This window comes from Agromyces sp. Y575, from assembly GCF_059445445.1.
Genome location: NZ_JCAIUI010000004.1, coordinates 56836 through 83119, shown reverse-complemented (window position 1 = coordinate 83119; position 26284 = coordinate 56836). Strand labels below are relative to the sequence as shown.

At 68.2% G+C, this 26284-nt stretch carries 27 protein-coding genes and 1 tRNA gene; 19 read left to right on the top strand and 9 right to left on the bottom strand.

Features of this window, described 5'->3' with window-relative positions; translation table 11 throughout:
• Window positions 1-9: 9 nt before the first annotated feature.
• A complete protein-coding gene (locus AC1C2U_RS16380; RefSeq protein WP_495362844.1) occupies window positions 10-699 on the bottom strand; it encodes a response regulator transcription factor in 690 nt (229 codons plus the stop codon).
• A 76-nt stretch (window positions 700-775) separates the two neighbouring features.
• On the opposite strand from AC1C2U_RS16380, the gene AC1C2U_RS16375 reads away from it, so the two are divergent.
• The 4 genes from AC1C2U_RS16375 to AC1C2U_RS16360 all read left to right on the top strand — a co-directional run bounded on the left by AC1C2U_RS16375 (window position 776) and on the right by AC1C2U_RS16360 (window position 4215).
• On the top strand, window positions 776-1090 hold the full coding sequence (locus AC1C2U_RS16375) for a hypothetical protein (protein ID WP_495362843.1): 315 nt from the start codon (window positions 776-778) through the stop codon (window positions 1088-1090).
• A gap of 154 nt (window positions 1091-1244) precedes the next feature.
• Window positions 1245-1853: a heme-binding beta-barrel domain-containing protein gene (locus AC1C2U_RS16370; RefSeq protein ID WP_495362842.1), complete on the top strand. Its 609-nt coding sequence runs from the start codon at window positions 1245-1247 to the stop codon at window positions 1851-1853.
• Window positions 1853-3034, top strand: coding sequence for a CAF17-like 4Fe-4S cluster assembly/insertion protein YgfZ (ygfZ, locus tag AC1C2U_RS16365; RefSeq protein WP_495362841.1), 1182 nt, complete (start codon window positions 1853-1855; stop codon window positions 3032-3034). Before AC1C2U_RS16370 ends, ygfZ begins: the two co-directional genes overlap by 1 nt.
• Window positions 3035-3468: 434 nt before the next feature.
• Window positions 3469-4215, top strand: coding sequence for a phosphoglyceromutase (locus AC1C2U_RS16360; protein WP_495362840.1), 747 nt, complete (start codon window positions 3469-3471; stop codon window positions 4213-4215).
• A gap of 179 nt (window positions 4216-4394) precedes the next feature.
• On the opposite strand, the gene phoU is transcribed toward AC1C2U_RS16360, so the two are convergent.
• The gene (gene phoU, locus AC1C2U_RS16355) at window positions 4395-5054 is read right to left on the bottom strand and encodes a phosphate signaling complex protein PhoU (RefSeq protein WP_495362839.1); all 660 of its coding nucleotides are present in this window, start codon (window positions 5052-5054) and stop codon (window positions 4395-4397) included.
• A 184-nt stretch (window positions 5055-5238) separates the two neighbouring features.
• Here phoU and AC1C2U_RS16350 point away from each other — a divergent pair, with 184 nt between their 5' ends.
• Window positions 5239-6498 carry a sensor histidine kinase gene (locus tag AC1C2U_RS16350; protein ID WP_495362838.1) on the top strand — a complete coding sequence of 420 codons (1260 nt, stop codon included), beginning with the start codon at window positions 5239-5241 and terminating at the stop codon, window positions 6496-6498.
• Entirely contained in the window at window positions 6495-7175 is a 681-nt protein-coding gene (locus AC1C2U_RS16345; RefSeq protein ID WP_495362837.1) for a winged helix-turn-helix domain-containing protein, read from the top strand. The genes AC1C2U_RS16350 and AC1C2U_RS16345 overlap by 4 nt, the downstream gene beginning before the upstream one ends.
• A gap of 65 nt (window positions 7176-7240) precedes the next feature.
• On the opposite strand, the gene AC1C2U_RS16340 is transcribed toward AC1C2U_RS16345, so the two are convergent.
• Complete coding sequence (locus tag AC1C2U_RS16340; RefSeq protein ID WP_495362836.1) at window positions 7241-7717, bottom strand: hypothetical protein; 477 nt, start codon at window positions 7715-7717, stop codon at window positions 7241-7243.
• Window positions 7718-7875: 158 nt separating this feature from the next.
• On the opposite strand from AC1C2U_RS16340, the gene AC1C2U_RS16335 reads away from it, so the two are divergent.
• From AC1C2U_RS16335 to rlmB, 4 genes are all read left to right on the top strand, one after another.
• Complete coding sequence (locus AC1C2U_RS16335) at window positions 7876-8358, top strand: CarD family transcriptional regulator (protein ID WP_022889889.1); 483 nt, start codon at window positions 7876-7878, stop codon at window positions 8356-8358.
• A gap of 291 nt (window positions 8359-8649) precedes the next feature.
• On the top strand, window positions 8650-9840 hold the full coding sequence (gene ispD / locus AC1C2U_RS16330) for a 2-C-methyl-D-erythritol 4-phosphate cytidylyltransferase (protein ID WP_495362835.1): 1191 nt from the start codon (window positions 8650-8652) through the stop codon (window positions 9838-9840).
• Window positions 9841-9888: 48 nt separating this feature from the next.
• Window positions 9889-11313, top strand: coding sequence for a cysteine--tRNA ligase (gene cysS / locus AC1C2U_RS16325; protein ID WP_495362834.1), 1425 nt, complete (start codon window positions 9889-9891; stop codon window positions 11311-11313).
• On the top strand, window positions 11310-12323 hold the full coding sequence (gene rlmB, locus AC1C2U_RS16320; protein ID WP_495362833.1) for a 23S rRNA (guanosine(2251)-2'-O)-methyltransferase RlmB: 1014 nt from the start codon (window positions 11310-11312) through the stop codon (window positions 12321-12323). Before cysS ends, rlmB begins: the two co-directional genes overlap by 4 nt.
• Window positions 12324-12395: 72 nt before the next feature.
• Here rlmB and AC1C2U_RS16315 read toward each other — a convergent pair whose 3' ends face one another.
• Both AC1C2U_RS16315 and AC1C2U_RS16310 read right to left on the bottom strand, forming a co-directional pair.
• A complete protein-coding gene (locus AC1C2U_RS16315; RefSeq protein ID WP_495362832.1) occupies window positions 12396-13718 on the bottom strand; it encodes a DUF4032 domain-containing protein in 1323 nt (440 codons plus the stop codon).
• Window positions 13719-13821: 103 nt separating this feature from the next.
• The gene (locus AC1C2U_RS16310; protein WP_495362831.1) at window positions 13822-14922 is read right to left on the bottom strand and encodes an ABC transporter ATP-binding protein; all 1101 of its coding nucleotides are present in this window, start codon (window positions 14920-14922) and stop codon (window positions 13822-13824) included.
• Window positions 14923-15170: 248 nt separating this feature from the next.
• Here AC1C2U_RS16310 and AC1C2U_RS16305 point away from each other — a divergent pair, with 248 nt between their 5' ends.
• The 3 genes from AC1C2U_RS16305 (at window position 15171) to AC1C2U_RS16295 (ending at window position 17347) form a co-directional block, all read left to right on the top strand.
• Window positions 15171-16097, top strand: coding sequence for a DsbA family protein (locus tag AC1C2U_RS16305; RefSeq protein WP_495362830.1), 927 nt, complete (start codon window positions 15171-15173; stop codon window positions 16095-16097).
• A 90-nt stretch (window positions 16098-16187) separates the two neighbouring features.
• A tRNA-Thr gene (locus AC1C2U_RS16300) sits at window positions 16188-16260 on the top strand.
• Window position 16261: 1 nt separating this feature from the next.
• Window positions 16262-17347 carry a DMT family transporter gene (locus AC1C2U_RS16295; protein WP_495362829.1) on the top strand — a complete coding sequence of 362 codons (1086 nt, stop codon included), beginning with the start codon at window positions 16262-16264 and terminating at the stop codon, window positions 17345-17347.
• Here AC1C2U_RS16295 and AC1C2U_RS16290 read toward each other — a convergent pair.
• Both AC1C2U_RS16290 and msrB read right to left on the bottom strand, forming a co-directional pair.
• On the bottom strand, window positions 17331-17885 hold the full coding sequence (locus AC1C2U_RS16290; protein ID WP_495362828.1) for a nitroreductase family protein: 555 nt from the start codon (window positions 17883-17885) through the stop codon (window positions 17331-17333). The genes AC1C2U_RS16295 and AC1C2U_RS16290 overlap by 17 nt on opposite strands.
• Window positions 17886-18287 carry a peptide-methionine (R)-S-oxide reductase MsrB gene (gene msrB, locus AC1C2U_RS16285; protein ID WP_495362826.1) on the bottom strand — a complete coding sequence of 134 codons (402 nt, stop codon included), beginning with the start codon at window positions 18285-18287 and terminating at the stop codon, window positions 17886-17888. It lies immediately after the preceding gene.
• A gap of 233 nt (window positions 18288-18520) precedes the next feature.
• Between msrB and AC1C2U_RS16280 the strand changes: the two genes are divergently transcribed.
• The 6 genes from AC1C2U_RS16280 to AC1C2U_RS16255 all read left to right on the top strand — a co-directional run bounded on the left by AC1C2U_RS16280 (window position 18521) and on the right by AC1C2U_RS16255 (window position 24009).
• Window positions 18521-18817: a DUF3263 domain-containing protein gene (locus tag AC1C2U_RS16280; RefSeq protein WP_495362825.1), complete on the top strand. Its 297-nt coding sequence runs from the start codon at window positions 18521-18523 to the stop codon at window positions 18815-18817.
• Between the two features lie 27 nt (window positions 18818-18844).
• Window positions 18845-19390 (top strand): LytR C-terminal domain-containing protein, encoded by a 546-nt coding sequence (locus tag AC1C2U_RS16275; RefSeq protein ID WP_495362824.1) that lies wholly within the window; start codon window positions 18845-18847, stop codon window positions 19388-19390.
• 205 nt (window positions 19391-19595) lie between these two features.
• Window positions 19596-19799 (top strand): cold-shock protein, encoded by a 204-nt coding sequence (locus AC1C2U_RS16270; protein WP_495362823.1) that lies wholly within the window; start codon window positions 19596-19598, stop codon window positions 19797-19799.
• A gap of 90 nt (window positions 19800-19889) precedes the next feature.
• The gene (locus tag AC1C2U_RS16265) at window positions 19890-20945 is read left to right on the top strand and encodes a DUF3048 domain-containing protein (RefSeq protein WP_495362822.1); all 1056 of its coding nucleotides are present in this window, start codon (window positions 19890-19892) and stop codon (window positions 20943-20945) included.
• A 125-nt stretch (window positions 20946-21070) separates the two neighbouring features.
• Window positions 21071-22690 (top strand): chaperonin GroEL, encoded by a 1620-nt coding sequence (gene groL, locus AC1C2U_RS16260; protein WP_495362821.1) that lies wholly within the window; start codon window positions 21071-21073, stop codon window positions 22688-22690.
• Window positions 22691-22830: 140 nt separating this feature from the next.
• Window positions 22831-24009: a hypothetical protein gene (locus AC1C2U_RS16255; protein WP_495362820.1), complete on the top strand. Its 1179-nt coding sequence runs from the start codon at window positions 22831-22833 to the stop codon at window positions 24007-24009.
• A 7-nt stretch (window positions 24010-24016) separates the two neighbouring features.
• On the opposite strand, the gene AC1C2U_RS16250 is transcribed toward AC1C2U_RS16255, so the two are convergent.
• Window positions 24017-24307 (bottom strand): WXG100 family type VII secretion target, encoded by a 291-nt coding sequence (locus AC1C2U_RS16250; RefSeq protein WP_495362819.1) that lies wholly within the window; start codon window positions 24305-24307, stop codon window positions 24017-24019.
• 140 nt (window positions 24308-24447) lie between these two features.
• Complete coding sequence (locus AC1C2U_RS16245) at window positions 24448-26274, bottom strand: sensor histidine kinase (RefSeq protein ID WP_495362818.1); 1827 nt, start codon at window positions 26272-26274, stop codon at window positions 24448-24450.
• Window positions 26275-26284 lie beyond the last annotated feature (10 nt).

Sequence of the window (26284 nt, the reverse complement as noted above, 5' to 3'; positions counted from 1 at the left end):
GGGTGTTCGTCAACGGGCGGTGACGGATGCGCCTTCGTCGTCTTCCTCGTGCACGTTGAAGCGGTACCCGACGTTGCGCACCGTGCCGATGAGGCTGTCGAGGTCGCCCAGCTTCGCTCGGAGCCGCCGCACGTGCACATCGACCGTGCGGGTGCCGCCGAAGTAGTCGTAACCCCAGACCTCGCTGAGCAGCTGCTCGCGGGTGAAGACGCGCGAAGGGTGAGTTGCGAGGAAGCGGAGGAGCTCGAACTCCTTGTAGGTGAGATCGAGGGTGCGACCGTGCACCTTCGCCGAGTAGCTCGCCTCGTCGATGACGACGCCGGAGGTCTGGATGCGCTCGCTCGGCTGCGATGACTGCGAACGACCGATCGCGAGGCGGATGCGCGCGTCGAGCTCGGCAGGGCCGGCGTGTTCGAGCACGACGTCGTCGGTTCCCCAATCGGGCGTCACGGCCGTGAGCCCGCCCTCGGTGACGATCAGGATGAGCGGCACGGAGAGTCCGGTCGTGCGGAGGATCTGCGAGAGGGCCTTGGCGGCGGCGAGATTCGTACGCGCGTCGAGGAAGACGAGATCGGATTCAGGCGCCCTGACCAGCTGCTCAGGCGAAGCGGGAATGATCCGCGTTCGATGAGTCAGAAGTAACAGAGCCGGGAGAACTTCATCGTTGGCTGCCGGCGACAAGATCAGCAGCTGAGCCACGCACACCCTCCAGTAGTAAGGTGCGGTCAATACTACGGGACGCCGACGGGCGCTCCGCGAAACGAATGGGGAGACGATGAACGACGAGACCGACACGAGCAGCGGATGGCTCGGCATCGCGATCGTCTGGGCGATCGCACTCGTCGGCGCGGTCGTGGTCGTGGCGCTCGCCTACGCGGGAACCGCGGTCTGGCTCGGTGACACGACGCGGCTCGGCGTGTACGGTGCGCTCGGCGTGGTGCTCGCGACATCCGTCATCGCCGCTCTCGTCACCCAGCTCGCCACGCGACGACCCGAGGGCTTCGTTGCGCGGGGGAGTTGGAGTATCGCCGGCGCCGTCGTGGTCGTCGCGATCGCGGCCCTCGCTGTGGCGCCCGTCGCCGTGCCGTGAGCGGATAGACTCGGAACATGTCTGAGCTGCTCGCCCTCGAACTCCTCTTCATCGGCCTGCTCGGCCTCGCGAGCCTCGCGATCGCCTGGGTGAGCGGCGTCGTCGTCTACAAGCTCTTCAAGGGCCAGCGCTAGGTGCCCGTGAGGACGTGGCAATGATCGACCTGCCCGTCGACCTCCCGCCAGAGCTCGTGCCGCTCTCCTGGCTCCTCGGGGTCTGGGAGGGCTCGGGCGTCATCGACTACAAGGGCGGCGAAGAACCGGTCACGCACGAGTTCGGGCAGCGGGTGAGCTTCAGTCATGACGGTCTCCCGTACCTGAACTACACCTCGTACTCCTGGCTGTTCCCCGCAGAAGAAGGCGGAGAACCGACGCCGCTCGTCACCGAGACCGGCTATTGGCGCTTGGCCCGAGAGCTCGGCGAAGGTGACCCGGGGCCGGCGATGCTGCCGGCGGTCGGCGAGCCGCGCTTCGCCGACGCCGAGGCCGTCGAGTCTCTGCGCAACGCCGACGGCGGCTTCGACATCGAAGTGTCGATCGTGCACCCCGACGGCGTCAGCGAGCTCTACCTCGGCCAGGTGAAGGGCCCACGAATCGACCTCGCGACCGACGCGGTGCTGCGCACCAGCAGCGCGAAAGACTATGCGGCCGCCACGAGGCTCTACGGCCTCGTCGACGGCCATCTGCTCTGGGCGTGGGATATCGCCGCCCTCGGAAACGAGCTGCGCACCCACGCGTCGGCCCGACTCGCGAAGGTTGACTGATGACTGTTTCCCCGTTCCTCGGCCTGCCGGGCGCCGTCGCAGCCGAAGGCGTCGATGCGGGCGTCGCCGGCCACTACGGCAACCCGATCGTCGAGCAGCGCCGCCTCGAACGCGGGCAGGCGATCGTCGACCTCTCGGGTCGTGGCGTCGTGACCGTGACCGGCCCCGACCGGCTCTCCTGGCTTCATTCCATGGCGAGTCAGGCGCTCGACCGGCTCACTCCCGGTGAGAGCGCCGAGGCACTGTTCCTCGACGCCTCGGGGCGCATCGAGCACGCGGCGCATATCATCGACGACGGCGCCACCACGTGGCTCATCGTCGAAGGCGACGAGGCCGCACCGCTCGCCGCCTTCCTCGACCGAATGCGTTTCATGCTGCGAGTCGAGGTCGCCGACGCGAGTGGCGAGGTCGCCGTGCTCGGCGCGATGTCCACGACTCCGCTCGATGCCGCGGTGCCCGCGTTCGCCCCGAACGGTGTCGCCCTCGACTGGGTCGACCCGTGGGAGCACCTCCGCCCAGGGGCCCATCAGTACGCCCGCGACGCCGGCCACCCGGCATCCGAATGGCACTGGATCGAACGCATCGTGCCGCGCGCTGCGCTGGCCGACGCAGCAGAGGCTGCGCGTGCCGGCCGGGTCGACATGGCAGGTTCGCTCGCCGCCGAGGCCCTGCGGGTCGCCGCGTGGCGTCCGCGCCTCGCGACCGAGGTCGACGAGAGATCCATCCCGCACGAACTCGACTGGCTGCGAAGCGCCGTCGACCTCGGCAAGGGCTGCTACAAGGGCCAGGAGACGGTCGCGAAGGTGTTGAACCTCGGGCGGCCGCCGCGTCGACTGGTGCTGCTGCACCTCGACGGGAGCGACACCGTGCTGCCCGCGCCGGGTGACGAGGTCGTCGGCGAGAAGGTTCGCCCGGAGCCCGCCGCCGGTGCCCTTCGACAGGCTCAGGAAACGGAGCCCGAGCGCAAGGTCGTTGGTCGCATCACGACGGCGGTCATGCACCACGAACTCGGCCCCGTCGCGCTCGCGCTCGTCAAGCGCGCCGTGCCGGCCGACCTGCCGCTCATCGTGCTGAGCCATGGCATCGACGTCGCGGCGGCGCAGGTCGAGATCGTCCCCGCCGATTCCGGGGCAGCCGTCGAGGTGCCGCGCCTGCCGCGGCTCGGCGTCCACAAGCGCTAACCGTACTTCCCGTGCCGGGCTGAGCCTGGGCCGGCTGAGCCTGGGCCGGACGCGCCTGGGCCGGACGCATCGGCGGCCCGGCATCCGGAGATCGGGCCGCCGAGCGTGGGCAGGCTACTTCTTGCAATTCGCCTTGGCGAACGCGCTCACTTGGCTGGTGTAGTGGCCCTGACTGCCGTCCCAGTGGAAGGCCGCCACCGTCGCCGTGCCCTTCTTCACCTTCGCCGACCCCGTGTCGAAGAGGTGGTACAGGGCCGCACCGGGCGCGACCTTGACGACCTTGTAGGTTCCCCATTCGGTGGTGAGCCGGATGTCGGCCCCGTTCGTGTTGCCGATGCCCGCGGCATCGACCTCGCCAGCGAGCTCGGCCCGGAGATCGAGCGCCGCCCCTGGGGCGTTGTAGGCGACGGATGCCTCGTCGGTAGGCTGTTCGCATGTCTCACACCCTCGTGCTGCTTCGCCACGGCAACAGCGAATGGAACCAGAAGAACCTGTTCACCGGTTGGGTCGACGTGCGACTCAGCGAACTCGGCACGGCCGAGGCCGTGCGCGCCGGCGAGCTGCTCGCCGAATCCGGCCTGCTCCCCGATGTGCAGCACACCTCGGTGCTGACACGCGCCATCCAGACCGCGAACATCGCCCTCGACGTCGCCGACCGTGCGTGGATCGACGTGCGCCGCTCGTGGCGCCTCAACGAACGCCACTACGGCGCGCTGCAGGGTCTGGACAAGGCCGAGACGCTCGAGAAGTACGGCCCAGAGCAGTTCCAGCTCTGGCGCCGCTCATTCGACGTGCCACCGCCGGTGCTGGCCGACGACGCCGAGTACTCGCAGGTCGGCGACCCGCGCTACGCGAACCTCGCCGACGCGGAGCTGCCCCGCACAGAGTGCCTGAAAGACGTCATCGAGCGCATGCTCCCGTACTGGCGCTCCGACATCGTCCCCGACCTCGAGGCCGGCAAGACCGTGCTCGTGACGGCTCACGGCAACTCGCTGCGCGCACTCGTCAAGCACCTCGACGGCATCAGCGACGACGACATCGCCGAGCTCAACATCCCGACCGGCATCCCACTCGTCTACCGACTGGGCGACGACTTCATGCCGCTCGGCCCGGGGGAGTACCTCGACCCCGAGGCCGCCGCGGCCGGTGCTGCCGCCGTCGCCGCGCAGGGCAAGAAGTAGCCGCTCATTGATCGAGCGCCGGATCGAGCGCCGCATCGAGCGCCGGATCGAGCGCCGTATCGAGTAGGCGCGACAGCGCGGCATCGATATCCAGCGAGCGTATCGAGATCCGGACCGGGGTCTCGATACGCTCCTCCGTCGCTACTCGACCTCCGGCCTCGAGCGCCGCATGCGATGAGTCAGAGTGCAGACTTCTCGGGGTCCCAGTCGCCCGTCGCGAGATACTGCACCTTCTTGGCGATCGAGACCGCATGGTCGGCGAAACGCTCGTGGTACCGGCTCGCGAGGGTCGCGTCGACCGTGTCGACCGCCTGGCCCTTCCACGTCTCGCCGAGCACCTTGTCGAAGACCTGGAGGTGCAGGGCGTCGATCTCGTCGTCGTCGTTGCGGATCTCCTCGGCGAGGTGCACGTCTTCGATGCGGAGCAGCTCGACGAGCTTTCTGGCGATCTCGACGTCGAGACGACCCATCTGGGCGAACGTCGGGCGCAGCGACTTCGGCACGACCTTGTCGGGGAAGCGGTAGCGCGCGAGCTGGGCGATGTGGGTCGACATGTCGCCCATTCGCTCGAGCGATGCGCTGATGCGCAATGCGCTCACGACGATGCGCAGGTCTCGTGCGACCGGCTGCTGGCGGGCGAGGATCGTGATCGCGAGTTCGTCGAGCGCGACCGTCTCCTGGTCGATGCGGTCGTCGTCGGCGATCACCTCTTCGGCCAAGCTCACGTTCGACTCGTTGAATGCACGCGTCGCCTTGTCGATCGATTCGGCCACGAGTCCGGCGAGCTCGACGAGCCGCTCCTGCACCTCGCGCAGTTCCTGCTGGAACACCTCACGCATGTCTGTGAATCCTTGTCTGCTCTGGCCCGTGACGGAACACGGACGTCCCGGGACGATCCGGCCCCGGGACATCCTCCCGACGCAAGGTGAACAACTGGTGCCGGGACACTGAACACTCCCTAACGTACCGCCGCACAGGCGGAGAACAGGGGAGAGAGCCGGATCGGCTGGTTAGTCTGGTGCCATGGACTCCACCTGGTTGGTGCTCACCGCGCTGGCCTTCGGCATCTTTCTCGGCGCCGCCTTCATGATCGTGCTGCACGTAGCCGAGCGCCGCGGCTCGAATGCCGCGAAGGTCGTCGCGCCGACGATCCCCGACGGGGTCGACCAGGTGCTCGACGTGCTCGAGTCCGCCGGTGTCGTGCTCGATCCCTCGAACAACGTGCTTCGAGCCTCGCCCGGTGCGCTCGCGATGGGGCTCGTGCGGCAGCAGGCGCTCGTGCACCCGGAACTGCTCGAACTCGTGTCATCCGTTCGCCGCCGCGGCGATGCCATCGACGACGAGGTGAGCGTCGCGCGCGGCCCGTTCGGCGATTCGACGCTGCGCCTGCACGTGAGGGTCGCCCGGCTCGGCACACGTTTCGTGCTGCTGCTCGCCGACGACCGCACCGAGGCGCACCGCCTCGACGAGGTGCGACGCGATTTCGTCGCGAACATCAGTCACGAATTGAAGACACCGATCTCCTCCGTGACCCTCCTGGCGGAGGCGCTCGACCAGGCAGCCGATGAACCCGAGCAGGTCCGCCGGTTCGCAGGCCGGCTCTCGGTCGAAGCTGCCAGGCTCGCGCACATCACGAGTGAGGTGATCACCCTGTCTCGGCTTCAGGCACGCGACGCGCTTCGCCCCGATCGACTCGTGCGCATCGACCAGGTCATCGCGGCCGCGGTCGACCAGAACCGCGTCGTCGCCGGTGCGAAGCGCGTCGAGATCGCCGTGCGTGCCTCCGCGAAGGCGGAGGTCTACGGTGATCGCGCCCTGCTCGTGGTCGCCGTGCACAACCTCATCGCGAACGCGATCGCCTATTCGAACGAGGGCGGCCGCGTCGGCGTCGGCGCGAAGGTCGTCGGCGACGTCGTCGAGATCGCCGTCACCGACCAGGGCATCGGCATCGAGGCCGACGACCTCGAGCGCGTCTTCGAACGGTTCTACCGTGTCGATCAGGCGCGTTCACGCAACACCGGCGGATCAGGTCTCGGCCTCAGCATCGTCAAGCACACGGTGCAGAACCACGGCGGCGATGTTCGCGTGTGGTCCCAGCCAGGCAGGGGATCGACGTTCATGATCCGGCTGCCCGTGGCCGAGCTCGCCATCGAGCCGGAGGTCGGCGATGGCGAGCTCGAGAGCCCTGTGGATGTCGCGCCGACGCGTACATCGAAGTCCAAGGGATCATCAGCAACATCGGCTGCGAAGCTCGCAGCCTCCGATCGAGGAGACCGTACGTGACCCGCATCCTGCTCGTCGAAGACGAGATCGCCCTGAGCGACCCCCTGAGCTTCCTCCTCGAGCGCGAGGGCTACGAGGTCGAGGTCGCGGCTGACGGCCCCTCGGCGGTCGCCGCGTTCGACCAATCGGGCGCCGACCTCGTGCTCCTCGATCTCATGCTGCCGGGGCTGCCGGGCACCGAGGTGTGCCGCGAGATCCGCAGCCGCTCGACGGTGCCGATCATCATGCTGACGGCGAAGGACTCCGAGATCGACATCGTGGTCGGCCTCGAACTCGGCGCCGACGACTACGTCACGAAGCCGTACTCGACGCGCGAGCTGCTCGCCCGCATCCGGGCGGTGCTGCGTCGCCGCATCGAGATCGAGGATTTCGACGAGGCGGTGCTCGAGGGCGGCCGGGTGCGCATGGACGTGGATCGGCACACCGTCGAGGTCGATGGGGAGCCCGTGCCCATGCCGCTGAAGGAATTCGAGCTGCTCGAACTGCTGATGCGCAACCCCGGTCGCGTGCTGACGCGGGGCCAGCTCATCGACCGGGTCTGGGGCTCCGACTACTTCGGCGACACGAAGACGCTCGACGTGCACATCAAGCGCATCCGCTCGAAGATCGAATTGCAGCCGTCGGAGCCGGTGCAACTCGTGACCGTGCGAGGGCTCGGCTACCGTTTCGAGGCCTGAGCACGCGGAACGGTATGGAGAAGGGGTGGCGGATGCCTTGCATCCGCCACCCCTTCTCCGTGACGTCAGGGTACGAGGTGCGCGTACTCGGGCAAACGGCCGTCGAGCACGGGCACGAGCTTCTCCACGCCCTCGACGGAGCCGTACTGGAAGAACATGGGCAGGAGGCTGCCGGGGATGGAGTCGATGCCATCGAGCAGCAGCGGCTCGATGACGTCGATGCCTTCGATGTCGTCGGTGCCGAACTCGACCGTGCTGCCGGCTTCGACCTCGATGGTCTGGGTGTCGCCGCCGCCGAACTGCACGCCGAGTTCGACGTCATCGGTGCCGTTGTTCACGATGGCCATCACGAGGTTTCCGTCGACCCCGTCGTCGGAGACGATGAGGATGTTGCGGAGGTCGAGATCGCCGACGTCGGCTGAGACGCCGTCGCTCGCGTTGTAGTGCTCGGTCGTCGCCTGGTACGTGAGCATCGAGCATCCGCTCGCGCCGAGCGCGATGCCGAGGGCCAAAGCAGCGGATGCCGCGAGACGCGCCTTCACAGAACCTCCAAGTGCAAGCGAGCGCGCGAGCTGTGGCCCGGGCGCAAAGGGATCGGAACCGAGCATATCGTACGGAGGATGCCACTCCAGTAGGGAGGCGGAACCTTAGCATGATCCTGAATGTGATATCCTGTTAGTTGCCGAAAGGACATCTATTCATGCTTTTTGAGGTTGGCGAAACCGTCGTTTACCCCCACCACGGTGCCGCAACGATCACCGAGGTCAAGAAACGCATCATCAAGGGTGAAGAGAAGCTCTACCTCAAGCTGAACGTCACGCAGGGCGACCTCGTCATCGAGGTGCCCGCTGAGAACGTCGACCTGGTCGGCGTTCGCGACGTCATCGGCAAAGAGGGCCTCGACAAGGTCTTCGAGGTACTGCGCGCCCCATTCACCGAGGAGCCGACCAACTGGTCGCGTCGCTACAAGGCGAACCTCGAGAAGCTCGCTTCAGGCGACGTGATCAAGGTTTCCGAGGTCGTACGCGACCTCTGGCGCCGCGATCAGGATCGCGGCCTCTCGGCCGGTGAGAAGCGCATGCTCGCGAAAGCGCGCCAGATTCTCATCTCCGAGCTCGCGCTCGCCGAGAAGACCGATGAAGAGGCGGCTTCGACCGTGCTCGACGAGGTGCTCGCCTCCTAGCGAGTCGAGTCCTCACGAACGGCGGGCGCGAGAGCGCCCGCCGTTTCGCGTCCCCGCTGGTCGAGTAGGCGCGCCGGCGCACCCCACGTCGGTCGAGTAGGCGCGCGCGCCAGCGCACCCCACGTTGGTCGAGTAGGCGCGCCAGCGCCGTATCGAGACCCCGCGACGAGTCTCGATACGCTCCTTCGTCGCTACTCGACCAGCGGGTGACGCGCCCCATCGTTGGTCGAGTAGGCGCGCCAGCGCCGTATCGAGACCCCACCCGACGGCAGACGCGGCTACGCTCGAATCGTGAGTTCAGCGACCGCCGTCATCGTCGTCGCCGCGGGCAGCGGCACACGGCTCGGCCACACCGAGCCGAAGGCGTTCGTGCCGCTCGGCGACGGCACGATCCTCTCGGTCGCTGTCGATGCCGTGCTCGGCATGCGCGAACCGCCGCACCTCGTGCTCGTCGTACCCGCCGATCGGGTCGACGCCATCCAAGCGACGTTCGGGCCGGCCGCTGCCGCGGCATCCGTTCAGCTCGTCGTCGTGGCGGGCGGATCGACTCGCCAGCATTCCGTCGCAAGCGGCCTCGCGGTGCTCCCGCCCTCGGTCGAGACCGTGCTCGTGCACGATGCGGCGCGGGCGCTCGCGCCCGCCCTGCTCTTCGACGAGGTCGCCGGCGCCGTTCGAGCCAGGCGGCGCGGCATCGTGCCCGCACTCGACGTGGTCGACACCGTAAAACGGATCTCCGAAGACGGACACGTACTCGAGACCGTCGACCGGTCGACGCTGCGCGCGGTGCAGACGCCGCAGGGATTCCCGCGAGCATCGCTCGACCACGCCTACGCCACGGTTCACGGAGACTTCACGGATGACGCGGCGCTCGTGGCATCCGCTGGGCTCACCGTCGAAGTGGTGCCCGGCGACGTGCGTGCATTCAAGATCACCGTGCCGGCCGACCTCCACCGCGCAGAGCAGCTCGTGAACGAGCGGCGGGCTGCGGCCGCGGTCGGCCGTGCAGCGCCGCGCATCGGCGCCGGCACCGACGTGCACGCGTTCGCCGACGAGGCCGGCGTGCCGCTGTGGCTCGCCGGTCTCGAATGGCCGGGCGAGCGCGGTCTGTCGGGCCACTCCGACGGCGATGCCGCGGCGCACGCGATCTGCGATGCCCTCCTCGCCGCTGCGGGACTCGGCGACGTCGGACAGGTGTTCGGCACGGCCGACGCACGATTCGAGGCGGCGCACGGTGAGGTGTTCCTGGCCGAGACGCGCCGGCTCGTCGAAGCCGCGGGCTGGCGCGTGGGCAACGTCACGGTGCAGATCGTCGGCAATCGGCCGAAACTCGCGCCGCGCCGCGCTGAGGCCGAGGCGTTTCTGTCAGGCATCCTCGACGCACCCGTGAGCGTGTCGGCGACGACGAGCGATGCGCTGGGATTCACTGGCCGCGGTGAGGGCGTCGCGGCGATTGCGACGGCCCTGCTGTTGCCGGTCGCCTGAGCCGCAGTCGCGCAGGTCCCGGACACGCCCGGCCGGTAGGCTTACGGAGTGACCGTGCAACTCTACGACTCGAAGGCCCAGGCCCTACGTGATTTCGTGCCCCTCAGCGAGGGTCACGTCGGCATGTACGTCTGCGGACCGACGGTGCAGTCGAGCCCGCACATCGGGCATCTGCGCAGTGCACTGGTCTACGACATCCAGCGTCGCTGGTTCGCATACCGCGGCAACGACGTCACCTTCGTGCGCAACGTCACCGACATCGACGACAAGATCTTGAACGCGGCCGTCGACTCGTCGACCGGTGAGCAGTGGTGGGCGCTTGCCTACCGCGTCGAACTCGAGTTCACGGCGGCGTATACCTCGCTCGGCATCTTGGCGCCCACGTACGAACCGCGGGCGACCGCGAGCGTGTCGCAGATGCAGGAGCTCATCGCGCGGCTCATCGAGCGCGGCCATGCGTATGCGGCCCCGGATGCCTCGGGCGACGTGTACTTCGACACCGCGAGCTGGCCCGCCTACGGCGAGCTCACGCGTCAGGCGCGCGACAACATGGAGGCCGCGGTCGACGCGGATCCTCGCGGCAAGCGCGACCCGCGCGATTTCGCGCTCTGGAAGGGTCGCAAGGACACCGAACCCGATTCAGCGAGCTGGGCCTCGCCGTGGGGCGATGGTCGCCCCGGCTGGCACATCGAGTGCTCGGCCATGGCGAGCCGGTACCTCGGCGCCGAGTTCGACATTCACGGCGGCGGCCTCGACCTGCGTTTCCCGCATCACGAGAACGAACTTGCACAGTCGACCGCGGCCGGCGACGAGTACGCCCGATATTGGGTGCACAACGGACTCGTGAACATCGGCGGGCAGAAGATGTCCAAATCGCTCGGCAACTCCGTCTACGCGGCGGAGTTGTTCGAGCTCGCCTCGCCGCTCGCCGTACGCTACCTGCTCGGCGCCGCGCACTACCGGTCGACACTCGACTACGTGCCCGGTTCCCTCACTGAGGCCGAGGCGGTCGTCGACCGCATCCGCGTCTTCCTCTCGCGGGTCGAACGACGCCTCGCGGGCACTCGGTACGCCGCAGTCGGCAGCACCGTCATCCCAGACGCGTTCGCCGCGGCGATGGACGACGACTTCGGGGTGCCGCAAGCACTCGCGGTACTGCACGACACCGTACGAGCCGGCAACCAGGCGCTCGACGCCGACGAGCTCCGCGATGCCGCCATCGCCCACGGCGAGGTCGTGGCCATGGTCGAAGTACTCGGCATCGACCCGCGCGATCGGCAATGGGCGCCGGCCGACACCGGCCCCGCGGCATCCGCGCTCGACGCCCTCGTCACCCGTCTCATCGAAGACCGCCAGGCTGCGCGCGAGTCGAAGGACTACGCTGCCGCAGACCGCATCCGCGCCGAACTCTCGGCCGCGGGCATCACCACCGAAGACAGCCAGACCGGAACGCATTGGAGCTTGGGATCATGAAGGGCAGCAGCGGCAAGTCGCGCGCCGGAGCCGTGCGCAAGGGTAAGAGCAAGCAGGTCGGCTCCGGAGGCCAAGGGCGTCAGGCGCTCGAGGGCAAAGGGCCCACGCCCAAGGCGGAGGATCGCGCCTGGCATCCCGCGGGCAAGCGCAAGGCGGCAGAGGAGCGTTCTCGCTCGTCCGGCGGCAAGCGGGTCGCCGGGCAGGAGCAGCGTTCGGGCGCGCCGCGCGGCGCGTCGGGTGCCGCTCGCCGGTCGAAGTCCGGTGACGAGTCCGAGATCGTGACCGGTCGCAACTCGGTTGTCGAGGCGCTTCGGGCCCGCATTCCGGCGACGACGCTGTATGTCGGCGCGCGCATCGAGATGGATGACCGGGTGCGCGAGGCGATGAAGGTCGCAACGAACCGCGGCATCCCCATTCTCGAGGTCATGAAGCCCGAACTCGACCGGCTTGCCGGCGAGGGCGGCGTGCACCAGGGGCTCGCCCTGAAGGTGCCCGCCTACGAGTACGCGCATCCGATCGAGCTGCTCGACGAGGTGCTGGCGCGCGACGAGACCCCGTTGTTCGTCGCGCTCGACGGCATCACCGACCCTCGCAACCTAGGCGCGATCCTCCGCTCCACGGGGGCGTTCGGCGGCCAGGGCGTCATCGTGCCGCAGCGTCGTTCGGTCGGCGTGAACTCTGCGGCGTGGAAGACCTCGGCCGGGGCGGCGGCACGTGTGCCCGTTGCCATGGCGCCGAACCTCACGCAGACGCTCAAGGCGCTGAAGGAGCGCGGAGTCTTCGTGCTCGGTCTCGACGGCGGCGGGGATGTCTCGCTGCCGGGCCTCTCGTGGGCCGATCGGCCGATCGTGATCGTCGTGGGCAGCGAGGGCAAGGGGCTCTCGCGGCTCGTCGCCGAGACGTGCGACGCGATCGTCTCCATCCCGATCAGTGACGCGACCGAGTCGCTGAACGCCGGAATCGCGGCATCCGTCACCCTCTACGAGATCTCCAAGCTCCGCGCCGAATAGCGGGTCCGTCGGTCGAGTAGCGCCCAGCGGACCTGCATACGCTCGCTACTCGACAGCGGGTTCCCGTGTGGGTCAGACGTTGGTTCGCCAGTCGCCGTCATCGTCGGGATCGAGGGCGGCGAAGGCCGCGGTGTCGGTCGAGGGGATCGTCTCGATCGGCATGGTGAACGCGCCCGTCGGCGGGCCGATCACGGTCGCCTCGTCGCGCCGATGCCGCAACACGGTGTTGATGTAGGAGGTCACCGCTTCAGCGAGCGGGATGTCGTGCCCGGCCTGCTGGGCGAGGTACCAGCGGTGGTCGAGCAACTGGTGGAACACCTCGGCCGGTTCGAGCTTGCCGCGCAGGTCGAGCGGAATCGCCCGCACGACCGGTTCGAACACACGCATGAGCCATTCGTGCGCGACCATCTCCTCGTCGAGCTCGGTCTTGCCGTAGGCGGCCCGGTACGAGTCGAGGTCGTTGAGCAGTCGTCGTGCCTGGTTCTCGCCGGCGTCGACCCCTGTGAGTCGCAGTAGGCGCCGCTGGTGGTGGCCAGCATCGACGACCTTCGGCTGGATGCGCACGGTCGTGCCCGTCTCGTCAGTCTTGATCGCGAGTTCTTCGATGTCGAAGCCGAGCTCGTTCAGCCGGGTCACGCGCTCATTGATGCGCCACCGCTCGGCGCTCGAGAACGACTCGGATCCGGTGAGCTCGATCCAGAGGCTGCGGTAGGCCTCCACGATGCCATTCGAGATGTTCACGGGATCGAGTTCGTCGGCCACCTTGCCGCCCGCCTCGAGGTCGAGCAGTTCGCCCGCGATGTTGACCCGAGCGATCTCGAGGTCGTTCTCGCGTTGGCCGTTCGAGAGCCCGCCCTCGTAGAGCTTGCCGGTCTCGGCGTCGACGAGGTACGCCGCGAATGCACCAGCGTCGCGGCGGAACAGCGTGTTCGAGAGTGAGACGTCACCCCAGAAGAACCCGACGATGTGCAGGCGCACCAACAGCACGGCGAGGGCGTCGACGAGCCGCGTCGCGGTGTCGGGCCGGAGCGTCTGCGAGAAGAGCGCTCGATAGGGGAGCGAGAAGCGCAAGTGCCGCGTGACGAGTACCGGCTTGAGTGAATCGCCTTCGGCGTCGGTGCGGTTGGTGATGAACGCGACGGGCTCGACGCACGGGATGTCGAGGCGCTGCAGCGTGCGCAGCATCTCGTATTCGCCCTTGGCCATCTCGGCCGTCGTCTCCTTGATCGCCACGACGTGCGCGCCGAGGTGCGCGAACCGCACGAGGTGGCGCGAGATTCCCTTGGGCAGCGCCGCGATGGTGTCGTTCGGCCACGCCTCGAGGGGGAGGTCCCAGGGCAGGTCGAGCAGTGCAGGGTCGGCCGTGGCCGAGGTGATGGAGAGTGAGCCGCTCATTGTGGTTCAGCGTAGCCGCGGTTGAGGTGGGCGCAGAACAGGCGGGAGAACAACGATGCCGGCCGGGCCGAAGCCCGGCCGGCATCGCCGGTGATTGCGTGGGTCAGGCCAGCACGACCTTGCCGCCGAGGCGGTCGCCCGACTCTGCGTCGAAGAGGTGCACGTGGTTCGGCGTGGCGGTGAGGTAGACCTTGTCGCCGGCTGACGGGTGCAGCCGGCCGTCGACGCGAGCGACGATGTCGGTGCGCTTGCCCTCGACTGTGGAGTGGCCGTAGAGGTAGCCGTCGGCGCCGAGCTCTTCGACGAGGTCGACCTCGACTGCGAGGCCATCACCCTGAGTGGGCGACACGACGATGTCTTCGGGGCGTACGCCGATGGTGGCGACCTTGCCACTCGACTGGGCGAGCGTTTCGCGGTCGACCGGCACCGTTGCGGTGCCGAACTTGATGCCGTCGTCGACGAGGTCGGCGTGGAACAGGTTCATCGCGGGCGAGCCGATGAAGCCGGCGACGAACACGTTCTTCGGGGCCTCGTACAGGTCGCGCGGGGTACCGACCTGCTGCAGGACGCCGTCTTTCAGCACGGCGATGCGGTCGCCCATGGTGAGCGCCTCGGTCTGGTCGTGGGTGACGTAGACCGTGGTGACGCCGAGACGGCGCTGGAGCGAGGCGATCTGCGTACGGGTCTGCACACGGAGCTTCGCGTCGAGGTTCGACAGCGGCTCATCCATGAGGAACACCTGCGGCTGACGCACGATCGCGCGGCCCATGGCGACGCGCTGACGCTGGCCGCCCGAAAGTGCCTTCGGCTTGCGGGCCAGGTACGGCTCGAGGTCGAGGAGTTTGGCTGCCTCGAGCACGCGTGCGGCGCGCTCTTCCTTGCCGATGCCCGCGATCTTGAGCGCGAAGCCCATGTTCTCGGCGACGGTCATGTGCGGGTAGAGCGCGTAGTTCTGGAAGACCATCGCGATGTCACGGTCTTTCGGCGGCACGTCGGTGACGTTGCGGTCGCCGATGAAGATGTTGCCCTCGTTGACCTCTTCGAGGCCGGCGAGCATGCGGAGCGAGGTTGACTTGCCGCAACCAGAGGGGCCGACGAGGACGAGGAACTCACCGTCTGCCACCTCGAGGTCGAGCTGATCGACGGCCGGCCGGTTGCCTCCGGGGTAGATGCGGGTGGCCTTGTCGAACGTGACTGACGCCATGATTCTGTTTCTCCTTCACCGGCAGGTACGTGCCGGACGATCCGTAGTGATGGACTGCGTCGACGCTGACGCCCACTCAGTATCGCATGCGCGGATGGCCGCGAAGCACCCGTTCCGGCCGGGGCATCTAGTCGGAACTCGGCGCGCTCGCGGCATCCGTTTGGGTGATTCCCAGCCATCCTCCCTACTATCGTCTTTGCGTCCGCATGCACACGCGCGCGCCCACACAGCGACCGGAGTGACCATCGATGAGCAACGGCGGATCGAATCAGCCACGTCCCACCCGTAACGAGCAGCGCGAAGCGGCACGTGAGACGGCGCGAGTTCTCCGCGAGGAGCAGAAGAAGCGCGAGCGCCGCAACAAGGTGCTCCTTCAGGGCGGCGTCATCGTCGCAGTCGTCGCGATCGCGGCGGTCATCGGCACGCTGATCTTCCAGAGCGTCAAGCCGGCGGGCCCCGGCCCCGCCAACATGGCGAGCGACGGCATTCTGCTCACGGGTGTCGACGGCGTCATCACGGCGACCGAGTCGCCGGCACTGGCTGCGGACGGCACTCCGACCCCGACCGTGCCCGACGACAGCGGCACCGTGGCCAACATCGTCATATACATCGACTACCTGTGCCCGTTCTGCGGCCAGTTCGAGTCGACGAACTCCGAGTCGATCAGAACGATGGTCGAGTCGGGGGCCGCGACGCTCGAGGTGCACCCGATCGCACTGCTGACCAACAAGTCGGCCGGCACCCAGTACTCGTTGCGAGCCGCAAACGCTGCCGCTTGCGTCGCGGATGCCTCGCCCGAGTCGTTCTTCGACTTCAACGCGTTGCTCTTCGAGAACCAGCCCGAAGAGACGTCGACCGGCCTCGACAACGACGAGATCAAGGCCCTCGCGAAAGAGGCCGGCGTCAGCTCGCTCTCGACGATCGAGAAGTGCATCGACGACACCCAGTTCAAGGCATGGGTGCAGGATGCCACGGCGCGCGCGCTCTCCGAACCGGTGCCGAACTCCGACCTCGAGTCGATCACCGGTACCCCGACGGTGCTCGTGAACGGCAAGCAGTACGCCGGTTCGCTCACCGACCCGGCCGAGTTCCAGTCGTTCGTGCTGCAGGCGACCGGTGAGACCTTCTCCGAGTCGACCTCGACGCCGACCCCGACGCCCGCACCGGCGTCCTGACGATCGCCACGAAGGCCCGGCCCCGCGCCGGGCCTTCGTGCATTCGAGCGGTGGGACGATCGATAAGATGTCGGGGAGGTCTTTCCTCTCGCCGGCTTGGCGCAATTGGTAGCGCACCGCTCTTGTAAAGCGGGGGTTGTGGGTTCGAGTCCCACAGTCGGCACTTGAACCAGCACACCGTCGAAGCGACCCGGCATGCGCAGGGATCCGAACTGCGGCATCACCACGCACACGTCGAGCAGTCGAAGATCCCGCTGTGGATCGGCCTCGTACTCGCCCTGATATTCGGCGCCGGCACGGCGCTGCAGTCCCGCGTCAACGGGCAACTCGCACAGGCACTCCACGACCCGTACACGGCCGCGGCGATCTCGTTCGGCAGCGGGCTGGTGATCCTGCTCGTCGTGCTGACCTTGTGGAAGCCCGGTCGTGCAGGCCTCGGCCGTGTCGGCAGTGCGCTCCGCACCCGCTCGCTCCCGTGGTGGATGGTGCTGGGCGGCCTGGCCGGGGCCTGGTTCGTGACCACGCAGGGACTCTCGGCCGGTGTCATCGGGGTCGCCCTCTTCACGATCGCGATCGTCGCGGGGCAGACCGTCGGCGGCATCGTGTTCGACCTCATTGGTCTCGGCCCGGGCGGGCGCCGCCCGCTCAGCACGACACGGGTCATCGGTGCGGTGCTCGCGCTCGCCGCGATCGGCTGGGCGGTTTCGGCGCAGGTCGCCGGCGATGCGCCGGTGCTGCTCATGGTGCTCCCGTTCATCGCTGGCGTCGGTTCAGCGTGGCAGCAGGCCGTGAACGGCCGGGTCAAGGCCACCGCCGACAGCGCCCTCACCGCGACCGTGATCAACTTCGCCGTCGGCACGACGGCGCTCGCAGTGGTGATGCTCGTGCACGCGGCGTCCGCCGGCTGGCCCACTGCACTGCCCGCTGAGCCGTGGCTCTACGCGGGCGGGGCGCTGGGTTGCATCTTCATCGCCGGACAGGCGATGCTCGTGCGACGCCTCGGCGTGCTGCTGCTCGCCCTTTGCGGCGTGGCCGGCCAACTCGTCGCCGCGCTTGCCCTCGACCTGCTGCTGCCGACGGCCGATCGTCCGGTCGAGCTCGCGACCGTCGGCGGCACCGTGCTCGCCCTCGTCGCGGTCGCAGTCGCGTCGATCCGCTGGGGGCGGCGCAAGCACGCCGTGGCGCTCGCAGATCAGCAGTCGGCGGACGAGCCCGAGGTCGCGCCCACCGAGGTCAGCCGAGCGAACTGAAGCGAGAGACAGCCGCGACGTCGGGGCCGCGATCGGGTCGTCGCCCGCCGGGCAGTCCGCCTACGTACAGCCAACCGAGCAGCCGTTCACCGGTCGCGAGACCGTGCAGTTCGGCGACGAGCGGATGCCGCGTGTGCGGGCCCGTGCGCCACATCACGCCCCACCCGGCGTCGTCGAGCAGCAGGCTGAGCTGATGGGCGACGCCCGCCGCAACCATCTCCTGCTCCCACTCCGGCACCTTGTGGTGTTGCGAGGTCACAGCCACGATCGCGAGCAGCAGTGGTGCCCGCAGCGGCTTGCCCGCGAGCCGGGCGCCGTGTTCGCCGTCGAGTCCGGCTGCACCCGCGAGCGCGGTGCCCAGCCGAACGCGGGCGTCACCGCGGAGCGCGATGACCCGCCACGGCCGCAGTGCCGCGTGATCGGCGACCCGGCCTGCCGCCTCGAGCAACGCGACGATCTGGTCGTCGTCGGGCGCGGCATCCGTCACCTTGGGCGCCGACCGCCGCGCGAGCATCGCCTCGCGAACGGATGCCGCCACTCAGGCCTCGGCAGTGAAGTCGAGGGAGAGCGAATTCATGCAGTAGCGGTCGCCGGTGGGCGTGCCGAACCCGTCGGGGAAGACGTGCCCGAGGTGGGAACCGCAGTTCGCGCAACGCACTTCGGTGCGCACCATGCCGAGCGAGGAGTCCTCGATGAGTTCGACGGCTTCGGGGCGCACCGATTCGTAGAAGCTCGGCCAGCCGCAGCCGGAGTCGAACTTCGTGCCGCTCTGGAAGAGCTCGGCGCCGCAGGCGGCGCACGCGTACACGCCGCCACGCTCCTCGTCGAGGAGTTCACCCGTCCACGGACGCTCGGTCGCGGCCTCGCGGAGCACGGAGTACTGCTCGTCGCCGAGTTCGGCGCGCCACTCCTCGTCGGTCTTGTCCACGTTGTACGCCATGAGCGGTCCTCTCAGTCCTCGCGTCGGTGCTCCACCATGCTCGCAGGTCTTGCGGCAGGTTCCGACACCGGGTGCAACGCACTGGCGAGCGTCGATGTTCCGAGCGGCGGGTCGGTCGCGGGATCGACCGGGTGCGGACCGGACACACGCCGCCGCCACACGGCTCGTGCACGGCCGACAGTGTCTAGGATTTGTGCAGGCGGCGCATCCGGCTCGCCTCGACGGGAGGTCGTATGAGCGCCGAGCGCATACCGCAACGTCCCGCCGAGTCGGCACTCGACGAGCGCGCTGTGCGCGTGCTCGCGTTCGAGTCACGCGCGTGGCAGCAGCCGGGCGCGAAGGCGGAGGCGATCCGCGATGAGTTCGCGATCTCCGCCGCCCGCTACTATCGGATACTCGGCGAACTCATCGATTCGCCCGCCGCCCTCCGGCACGACCCCATGCTCGTCAAGCGACTGCAGCGGTTGCGTGCGGCCCGGGTGGCGGCGCGAACGCGGCGTTCCCTCTCGATCGGCCGACCGCTCGACTGAGCGCGGCCCTGACACCTGACTGGACCCATGGCGCAGAAGTTCCCCCGCGATCGTTTCGACTCGATCCCGCATGGCATCGACCGCGTCGGCGCCCATCGGGCACCCGCGCGCCGGGGCGCCGGCTGGATCACCTTCGGCTGGGCGACGCTCGCGACCGTCGTGCTGGTGGGTGTGGGCATCGCCGGCGTCATGCTTTTCAACGACCGGCTGAACTTCGGCAATCCAGCGGCCGCGTCGCCGAGCCCGGAACCCGTCGTCACCGCCGAGCCGGTGGTCGCTCCCGACATCCCGGTGCTCGTGCTGAACGGCACGGCCACGTCGGGGCTCGCGGCACAGGCGCAAGAGGCCCTCGTCGCCAACGGTGTGCCGGTGGGTTCCACCGCGAACGCGAGCGACGACACGCTGACCGAGACCGTCGTCTACTACGCGACCCCCGAGCTCGAGGGTGCTGCTCGAGGCGTCGCGCAGTTCTTGCCCGAAGCAGATGTGCGGATGTCGGACCAGTTCGTGGCCACGGGCAACCAACTCGTCGTGGTGCTCGGATCCGACTACGCGGAGGCCACGGCGGGCTGACTGGCGATCCAATCGTTGCCATTCCGAGACCTCTCGCCCGGTCCCTCCTCTTGTGCCCGCACGTCTCGACGTGAGTATCTGGACTCGGTCGCTCTATCCCGTGTGAACGCCCGGCGCCGTCCCGGTGCCCCGTCAGCACGAACGAGGGGCCCGGTACAGGCGACAGGCACGTGCTGATCGACACACGGCAACATGGGAGCAACGCATGGCGAACGGAACCGTCAAGTGGTTCAACGCTGAAAAGGGCTATGGATTCATCACCGTCGATGAGGGGGGCCAAGACGTCTTCGTCCACTACTCCGCGATCGACATGTCCGGCTACAAGGTGCTCGAAGAGGGCCAGCAGGTCGTGTTCGAGGTCGGCACGGGTTCGAAGGGCCCTCAGGCCGAGGCGGTCCGCCTCGCTTGAGCCGGTTCCACCTGATCCGCCCGGTATGTCGCAGTGGGTCCGTGGCGTGCCGCAGGCCGACTCCGATGCCCGCCCGACTACGCTGAGCGCATGGCAGCGCGGGCCCGGCCGGCACCGCTTCGGCGGGCAGCGGCGTTCGCCGTGCTCGCCTCGGCGGTGGTCATGCTCGTCGGGTGCCAGTCATCGGCGTCCGGCTCCGGCCCGCAGCCCGGCGGAGTGACGGCGCGTCCCGCGGGTGATTCGTCTGCGGTGGCCGTGGCGTTCGCGCCGCTTCGAGGCACGGCGGCGGATGCTGCGGGGCTCGCCCACCCCTCGCTCGCAGTGAAGATCGACAACCACGAAGAGGCTCGGCCGCAAGTCGCGCTGAATCGAACCGACATCGTCTTCGAGGAGCTCGTCGAGGGCGGCATCACCAGGTACCTCGCGGTCTGGCATTCGGATGTCCCCGACGAGGTTGGCCCCGTGCGCTCGATTCGTCCGATGGATCCCGACATCGCGACGCCGTTCGGCGGCATCATCTCGTATTCGGGCGGGCAGGAGCAGTTCGTCGAGATGATGATGGCGACGCCGCTCCTCAACATCGTCTTCGACTACGACGACACCGGTCTCTTCTCCCGGGCCGACGAGCGGCCGGGGCCGCACGACGTGATCCTCCGTGCCGGCGAGGCGGTTGCACGAAACGCGTCTCTCACGCCGCCGCCCATGCAGTTCGTGTACGGCGCGGCGGATCCGTTGGCTGCGCCGGCCCTCGCTGCGGCCCCGACGTCGCGGATCGACCTCGTGTTCTCCGATGCGCGCTTCCCGGCATGGGAGTGGGATGGCGGGGCATCCGTGTGGTTGCGTTCGCAGGAGGGTTCGGCCGATCTCGAGGCGTCGGGGGAGCGCGTGCGGGCGACGAACGTCGTGACGCTGCGCGTCGGAATCGACGACAGCACGTACGAGGACATTCCGAAGACGATCCTGATCGGCTCGGGTGAGGCCTGGGTCTCGGTTGGGGGCCGCACAGCGCACGGCACCTGGTCGAAGGATGCCGCGGCGTCGCCGATCACCCTCACCGCCGATGACGGCTCGCCGTTGCGCCTCGCCCCCGGCAACACATGGGTGGAGCTCGTGCCGAACGAGGGTTCGGCGAGCTTCACGCCCTGAGCGGACAGCCTCGCGCTCGCTTGCACTCCCGACGGTCGAGTGCCAGAATCGTCTTAGCACTCACTCGTTTTGAGTGCTAACCCAACGAATCTTTGAAGACGTCCGGGAAAGGACGAGAGAAACACATGGCAAAGATCATTGCTTTCAACGAGGAGGCCCGTCGCGGCCTCGAGCGTGGCCTCAACACGCTTGCCGACGCGGTGAAGGTGACCCTCGGCCCGCGCGGCCGCAACGTCGTGCTCGAGAAGAAGTGGGGCGCGCCCACGATCACGAACGACGGCGTGTCGATCGCCAAGGAGATCGAGCTCGACGACCCGTACGAGAAGATCGGTGCCGAGCTCGTCAAGGAGGTCGCCAAGAAGACCGACGACGTCGCCGGTGACGGCACCACGACCTCGGTCGTGCTCGCCCAGGCGCTCGTGCGCGAGGGCCTTCGCAACGTCGCAGCAGGCGCCGACCCCATCTTGCTGAAGCGCGGCATCGAGAAGGCCGTCGCGGCCGTCGAGACCGAGCTCCTCGCGAACGCGAAAGACGTCGAGACGAAGGAAGAGATCGCCGCAACGGCTTCGATCTCGGCCGGCGACGAGCAGATCGGTGCTCTCATCGCCGAGGCGATCGACAAGGTCGGCAAAGAGGGTGTCGTCACCGTCGAGGAGTCGAACACCTTCGGCACCGAGCTCGAGCTGACCGAGGGCATGCGCTTCGACAAGGGCTACCTGTCGGCGTACTTCGTCACCGATCCCGACCGTCAGGAAGCGGTCTTCGAAGACCCCTACATCCTGATCGTCAACGGCAAGGTCTCGAACATCAAAGACCTGCTGCCGATCGTCGACAAGGTCATCCAGACCGGCAAGCAGCTCCTGATCATCGCTGAAGACGTCGACGGCGAGGCCCTGGCCACGCTGATCGTCAACAAGATCCGCGGCATCTTCAAGTCGGTCGCCGTCAAGGCTCCCGGCTTCGGCGACCGCCGCAAGGCGCAGCTGCAGGACATCGCGACGCTCACCGGCGGCCAGGTCATCTCGGAAGAGGTCGGCCTCAAGCTCGAGAACGTCACCCTCGACCTGCTCGGCACCGCCCGCAAGGTCATCATCACCAAAGATGAGACGACCATCGTCGAGGGTGGCGGCGACGAGGAGGCCATCGCAGGCCGTGTCTCGCAGATCCGCAAGGAGATCGACAACACCGACTCCGACTACGACCGCGAGAAGCTGCAGGAGCGCCTCGCCAAGCTCGCCGGCGGCGTCGCCGTCATCAAGGCGGGTGCGGCGACCGAGGTCGAGCTCAAGGAGCGCAAGCACCGCATCGAAGACGCAGTTCGCAACGCGAAGGCCGCCGTCGAAGAGGGCATCGTCGCTGGTGGTGGCGTCGCTCTCATCCAGGCAGGCAAGACCGCGTTCGAGAAGCTCGAACTGACGGGTGACGAGGCGACCGGCGCGAACATCGTGCGCGTGGCCATCGACGCGCCGCTCAAGCAGATCGCCCTCAACGCCGGCCTCGAGCCGGGCGTCGTGGTCGACCGCGTGCGCAACCTCCCGATCGGCCACGGTCTGAACGCCGCGACCGGCGAGTACGTCGACATGCTGGCTGCCGGCATCAACGACCCGGTGAAGGTCACCCGTTCGGCGCTGCTCAACGCTGCGTCGATCGCCGGCCTCTTCCTCACCACCGAGGCCGTCGTCGCCGACAAGCCCGAGAAGAACCCGGCTCCGGCCGGCGACCCCACGGGCGGCATGGACTTCTAGTCCTCCGCGCTCTGCGCACGATGAAGGGCGTCTCCTCAGGGAGGCGCCCTTCGTCGTATCCCGATTGCTCAGCGTGACCGTGCTGAAATCGTTAGCCGCAGTGTGAGTCGTCGAAGAGTCCGCATCGATAGCGTGAGCTCATGCTCCGCCATCGCGTGCCGCTCATCTTCGCCGCTGCGCTCGTGACGGTCGCGTTCTCCGGATGCGTCGCCCCGTTGCCTGCGCCGACTGCCATACCGACGACGACACCCACTGCGACCCCCGAACCCGCGGTCGCCGAAGGGCCGACGCCGCGCATCGACGCGACATGCAAAGACATCGTGGATCCCGCGGCGTTGCGGGCGTTCCTCGGATCGAGCGATCCGGCGCTCGCGGAAGTCGACCCTGCGGTGCGGCTCACGCCCGACGACGCCGCGCGGGAGCAGCTCGGTGCGCTGACCTGCCTTTGGGAAAACGGACTCGCGATCGACCCGTTCGTCGGGTCCGGCTCGACCGGCAAAGCGGTGCGTCTGAGCATCCTGCCCGAGGGGCTCGATGGGGCGATCGCCTACGTCGACGGCTATCAGATTGCAGATCCGACGTACGGCGAGCATGTGCAGGGGCCGCGTTGCATCGGCGCGGCTGATGACTTCGATCGCGGTTACTGCGAGCTCTTCGGCGTCATCGGCCAGACCTGGATCGAGCTCACCGTCGACGGGATCGAGGTCGCAGAGGACACGACGAACGAGGATCTCGTTGCCGGGTTCCGCGCGCTCATCGACCCGATGATCGCGCGAGTCGCATTGATGACCCCGCACGAGCGGTGGGTGCCCGACGCCGCGAGTGCCATCGTGCCGGCGGATTGCGACGCCCTCGCACCGACGGACGTGATCGTTGCCGTCACGGACGTGCCCGGCCTGCGCGTTGGGCCGCAATGGGACGGTCCGCGCATCGGTCAATACTGGTACGCGACGACTGAGATCGGCGCGGCGCGGTGTTCGCTCGCGTTGTCAGACAGCGACGCATCCCTGGGGCAGATCGGCATCCTCCCGAGCGGATCTTGGGCATTCGACAGATTCGCTGCGGCTTGGCGCGCCGAGGGCGGGGTGGCGCTCGACGTTGCCGGGGTGCCCGACGGTGCAGTGATCGCACGGTGCGCCAATGCTGAGATCGAGTGTCGAATCGACGCCTCGGTCGCGGGGAACTGGGTGCAGGTGATGGTGTATCCGACGCCGTCGCCCGATATCGACTACGCGCAACCGGCCGCGTACTACGAAGCGGCGCGGGCAGCGGCCGAGGAGATCGTTGCCATCGTGGTCAAGCGCGTCGCAGCGGGCTGAGCAGGCGTCAGCGCAGGAACAGTCGGGCATTCGACTGCTCGGCATCGGAGTACTGCATCGCTGCGGTGCCGAGGGCGGTGTTGAGACCGGCGAGACTCTCTTCGACCTGCGTCTGCGTGGCGCGCCAGTCGGCGACAGCCCCCTGGAAGGCGGACGACGCCTGACCCGACCACGAGGACTGCAAGCCCGTGAGCTGACCGAGAAGCGACGCCACTTCGGACTGGATGCGCCCGATCGTGCCGCGCATCGTCTGGGTTGCGGCGGCGACTTGCTCGGAGTCGACCTGGTATGTGGTCATGGTGTTCCCTTCGTTCGGTGTGTCGCCACGCTACGAGCGCACCGACCGAGGGAATCGCTTGGGCACGCATCGGTGCGCGGCATCCGTCGACCGCCGCATGTTGAGGACGAGTCGGTTGCGTTGAAGGACGCGCGGGCGCCTCAGTCGACGTCGACCGACTGCGCCGCCGCTGAGCCGGCCAGTGGCAGCGACACCCGGAAGGTCGCTCCGCCGCCCAGCGTCTCGACGACGTCGACAGTGCCGTTGTGCGCTGCGACGATCGAGGACACGATCGCGAGTCCGAGGCCGGACCCACCCGTCTCGCGCGTGCGAGACGTGTCGGCGCGCCAGAAGCGCTGGAAGATCTTCTCGCGGATCTGCGGGGGGATGCCCTCACCGTGATCGACGACCTCGATCATCGCGCGCTCGGCGGACTCATCGACGGAGATGCGGATCTCGATGGGACTGTCGGAGGCGGTGAACCGGATCGCGTTGCCCATCAGGTTCGTGATCACCTGGCGGATCTTGTTCTCCTCCGCGAGCACGACCGTGCGCCGCACAGGCTTCTGACGGCCCTGAGCCGAGGGAGCGTCCGCCGTCGCCGGTGCGGGCAGCGCGCCAGCGGCTGCGGCCGAAGCGGCTGCGGCCGACGCGGCAGCGGCCGACGCGCGGCCGGCGCGCTTCGAGGGCACGGATGCTCCGCCTCCGGCCTTCCCGGCCGCCCGTCGGCTACCGGTCGTCGTCGCAGCCTCGCCGCGAGGACGACGGCCGCGCAACCGTGCGAGCGTCGCACCCGCGAACGAGATCGGGCCGGTGAGCGTGCTGGCGCGGTCGGCGGCGGGTTCGAGCTCGACCTCGAGGTCGGGGGCGGGTTCGCCCGCGGCATCCGCCCGGCTGACATCTTCGGGCGCGATCACCGTGATCGTGCGAGCGGGGTGCGCGGCCATCGTGTCGAGGGCGGCGTCGCGGGCGAGCGGTACGAGGTCGACCTCGGCGAGTTCGAGCGGCTTGGCCTCATCGAGACGGGCGAGGGCGAGCAGGTCTTCGACCAGGCCGCCCATGCGGATGGCCTCCTTCTCGATGCGCTCCATCGCCTGACCGACTTCTTCGGCGCTCTGCAGGGCGCCCATACGGTAGAGCTCGGCATAGCCGCGCACCGAGACGAGAGGAGTGCGGAGCTCGTGCGAGGCGTCGCCGACGAACCGGCGCATCTGGTCGATCGTGCGTGCGCGGTCGCGGAACGCCCGGTCGATGCGGTTGAGCATCGTGTTGAGCGAACGGTTCAGCCGCCCGACCTCGGTGTTCGGCGTCGCCCCGCCGAGGCGCTGGCTGAAGTCGCCGTCGGCGATCGCGGCAGCGGTGCGCTCGACTTCGCGGAGCGGCATGAAGGTCGTCGTCACGAGCATGCGAGTCAGGAGCGCGCCGACGAGCACGACACCGAACCCGAAGCCGAGGAAGATCGTCAGGTAGACGGCGAGGAGCTGCTCGGTGTCCTTCGAGGAGACGGCGATGATGATGGGAGAGTATGCACCGTGCTCGTCGGCGAGCATGAGCGCCGCGACCCCTCTGAAGCTCGGCGAGCCGTTGGCGTCTTTCAGTGGGAAGACCTGGTAGTTCGAGCCGTTGAGCTCGTTGACCTGATCTTGCGTGAGGTTCTCGGGGACGACGGGATGCGTCTCGGGCCCACCATCGATCCAGTTGGTATTCTGCTTCTCGCCGGTCGTCGCATCGTAGATCGCGATGAAGACATCGTCAGACGGCATGAACTCCCGCTTGTCGAGGTCTTTCTCATCGGTGAAGTACTTCTTCAGTTCACCCGACGCGATCGTCTCGAGCTTGGTCGTCATCTGCGCTTCGACGTAGGAACGCAGCATGGCCGCGGTGCCGATTCCGGAGACCAGAAGGCCGAGCGTGAGCATGAGCACGGTGACGCCCGTGATCTTGGTGCGCAGCGAGATGCGGTTCCACCGCTCGGAGATCTGATTCATGGCGGGCCGA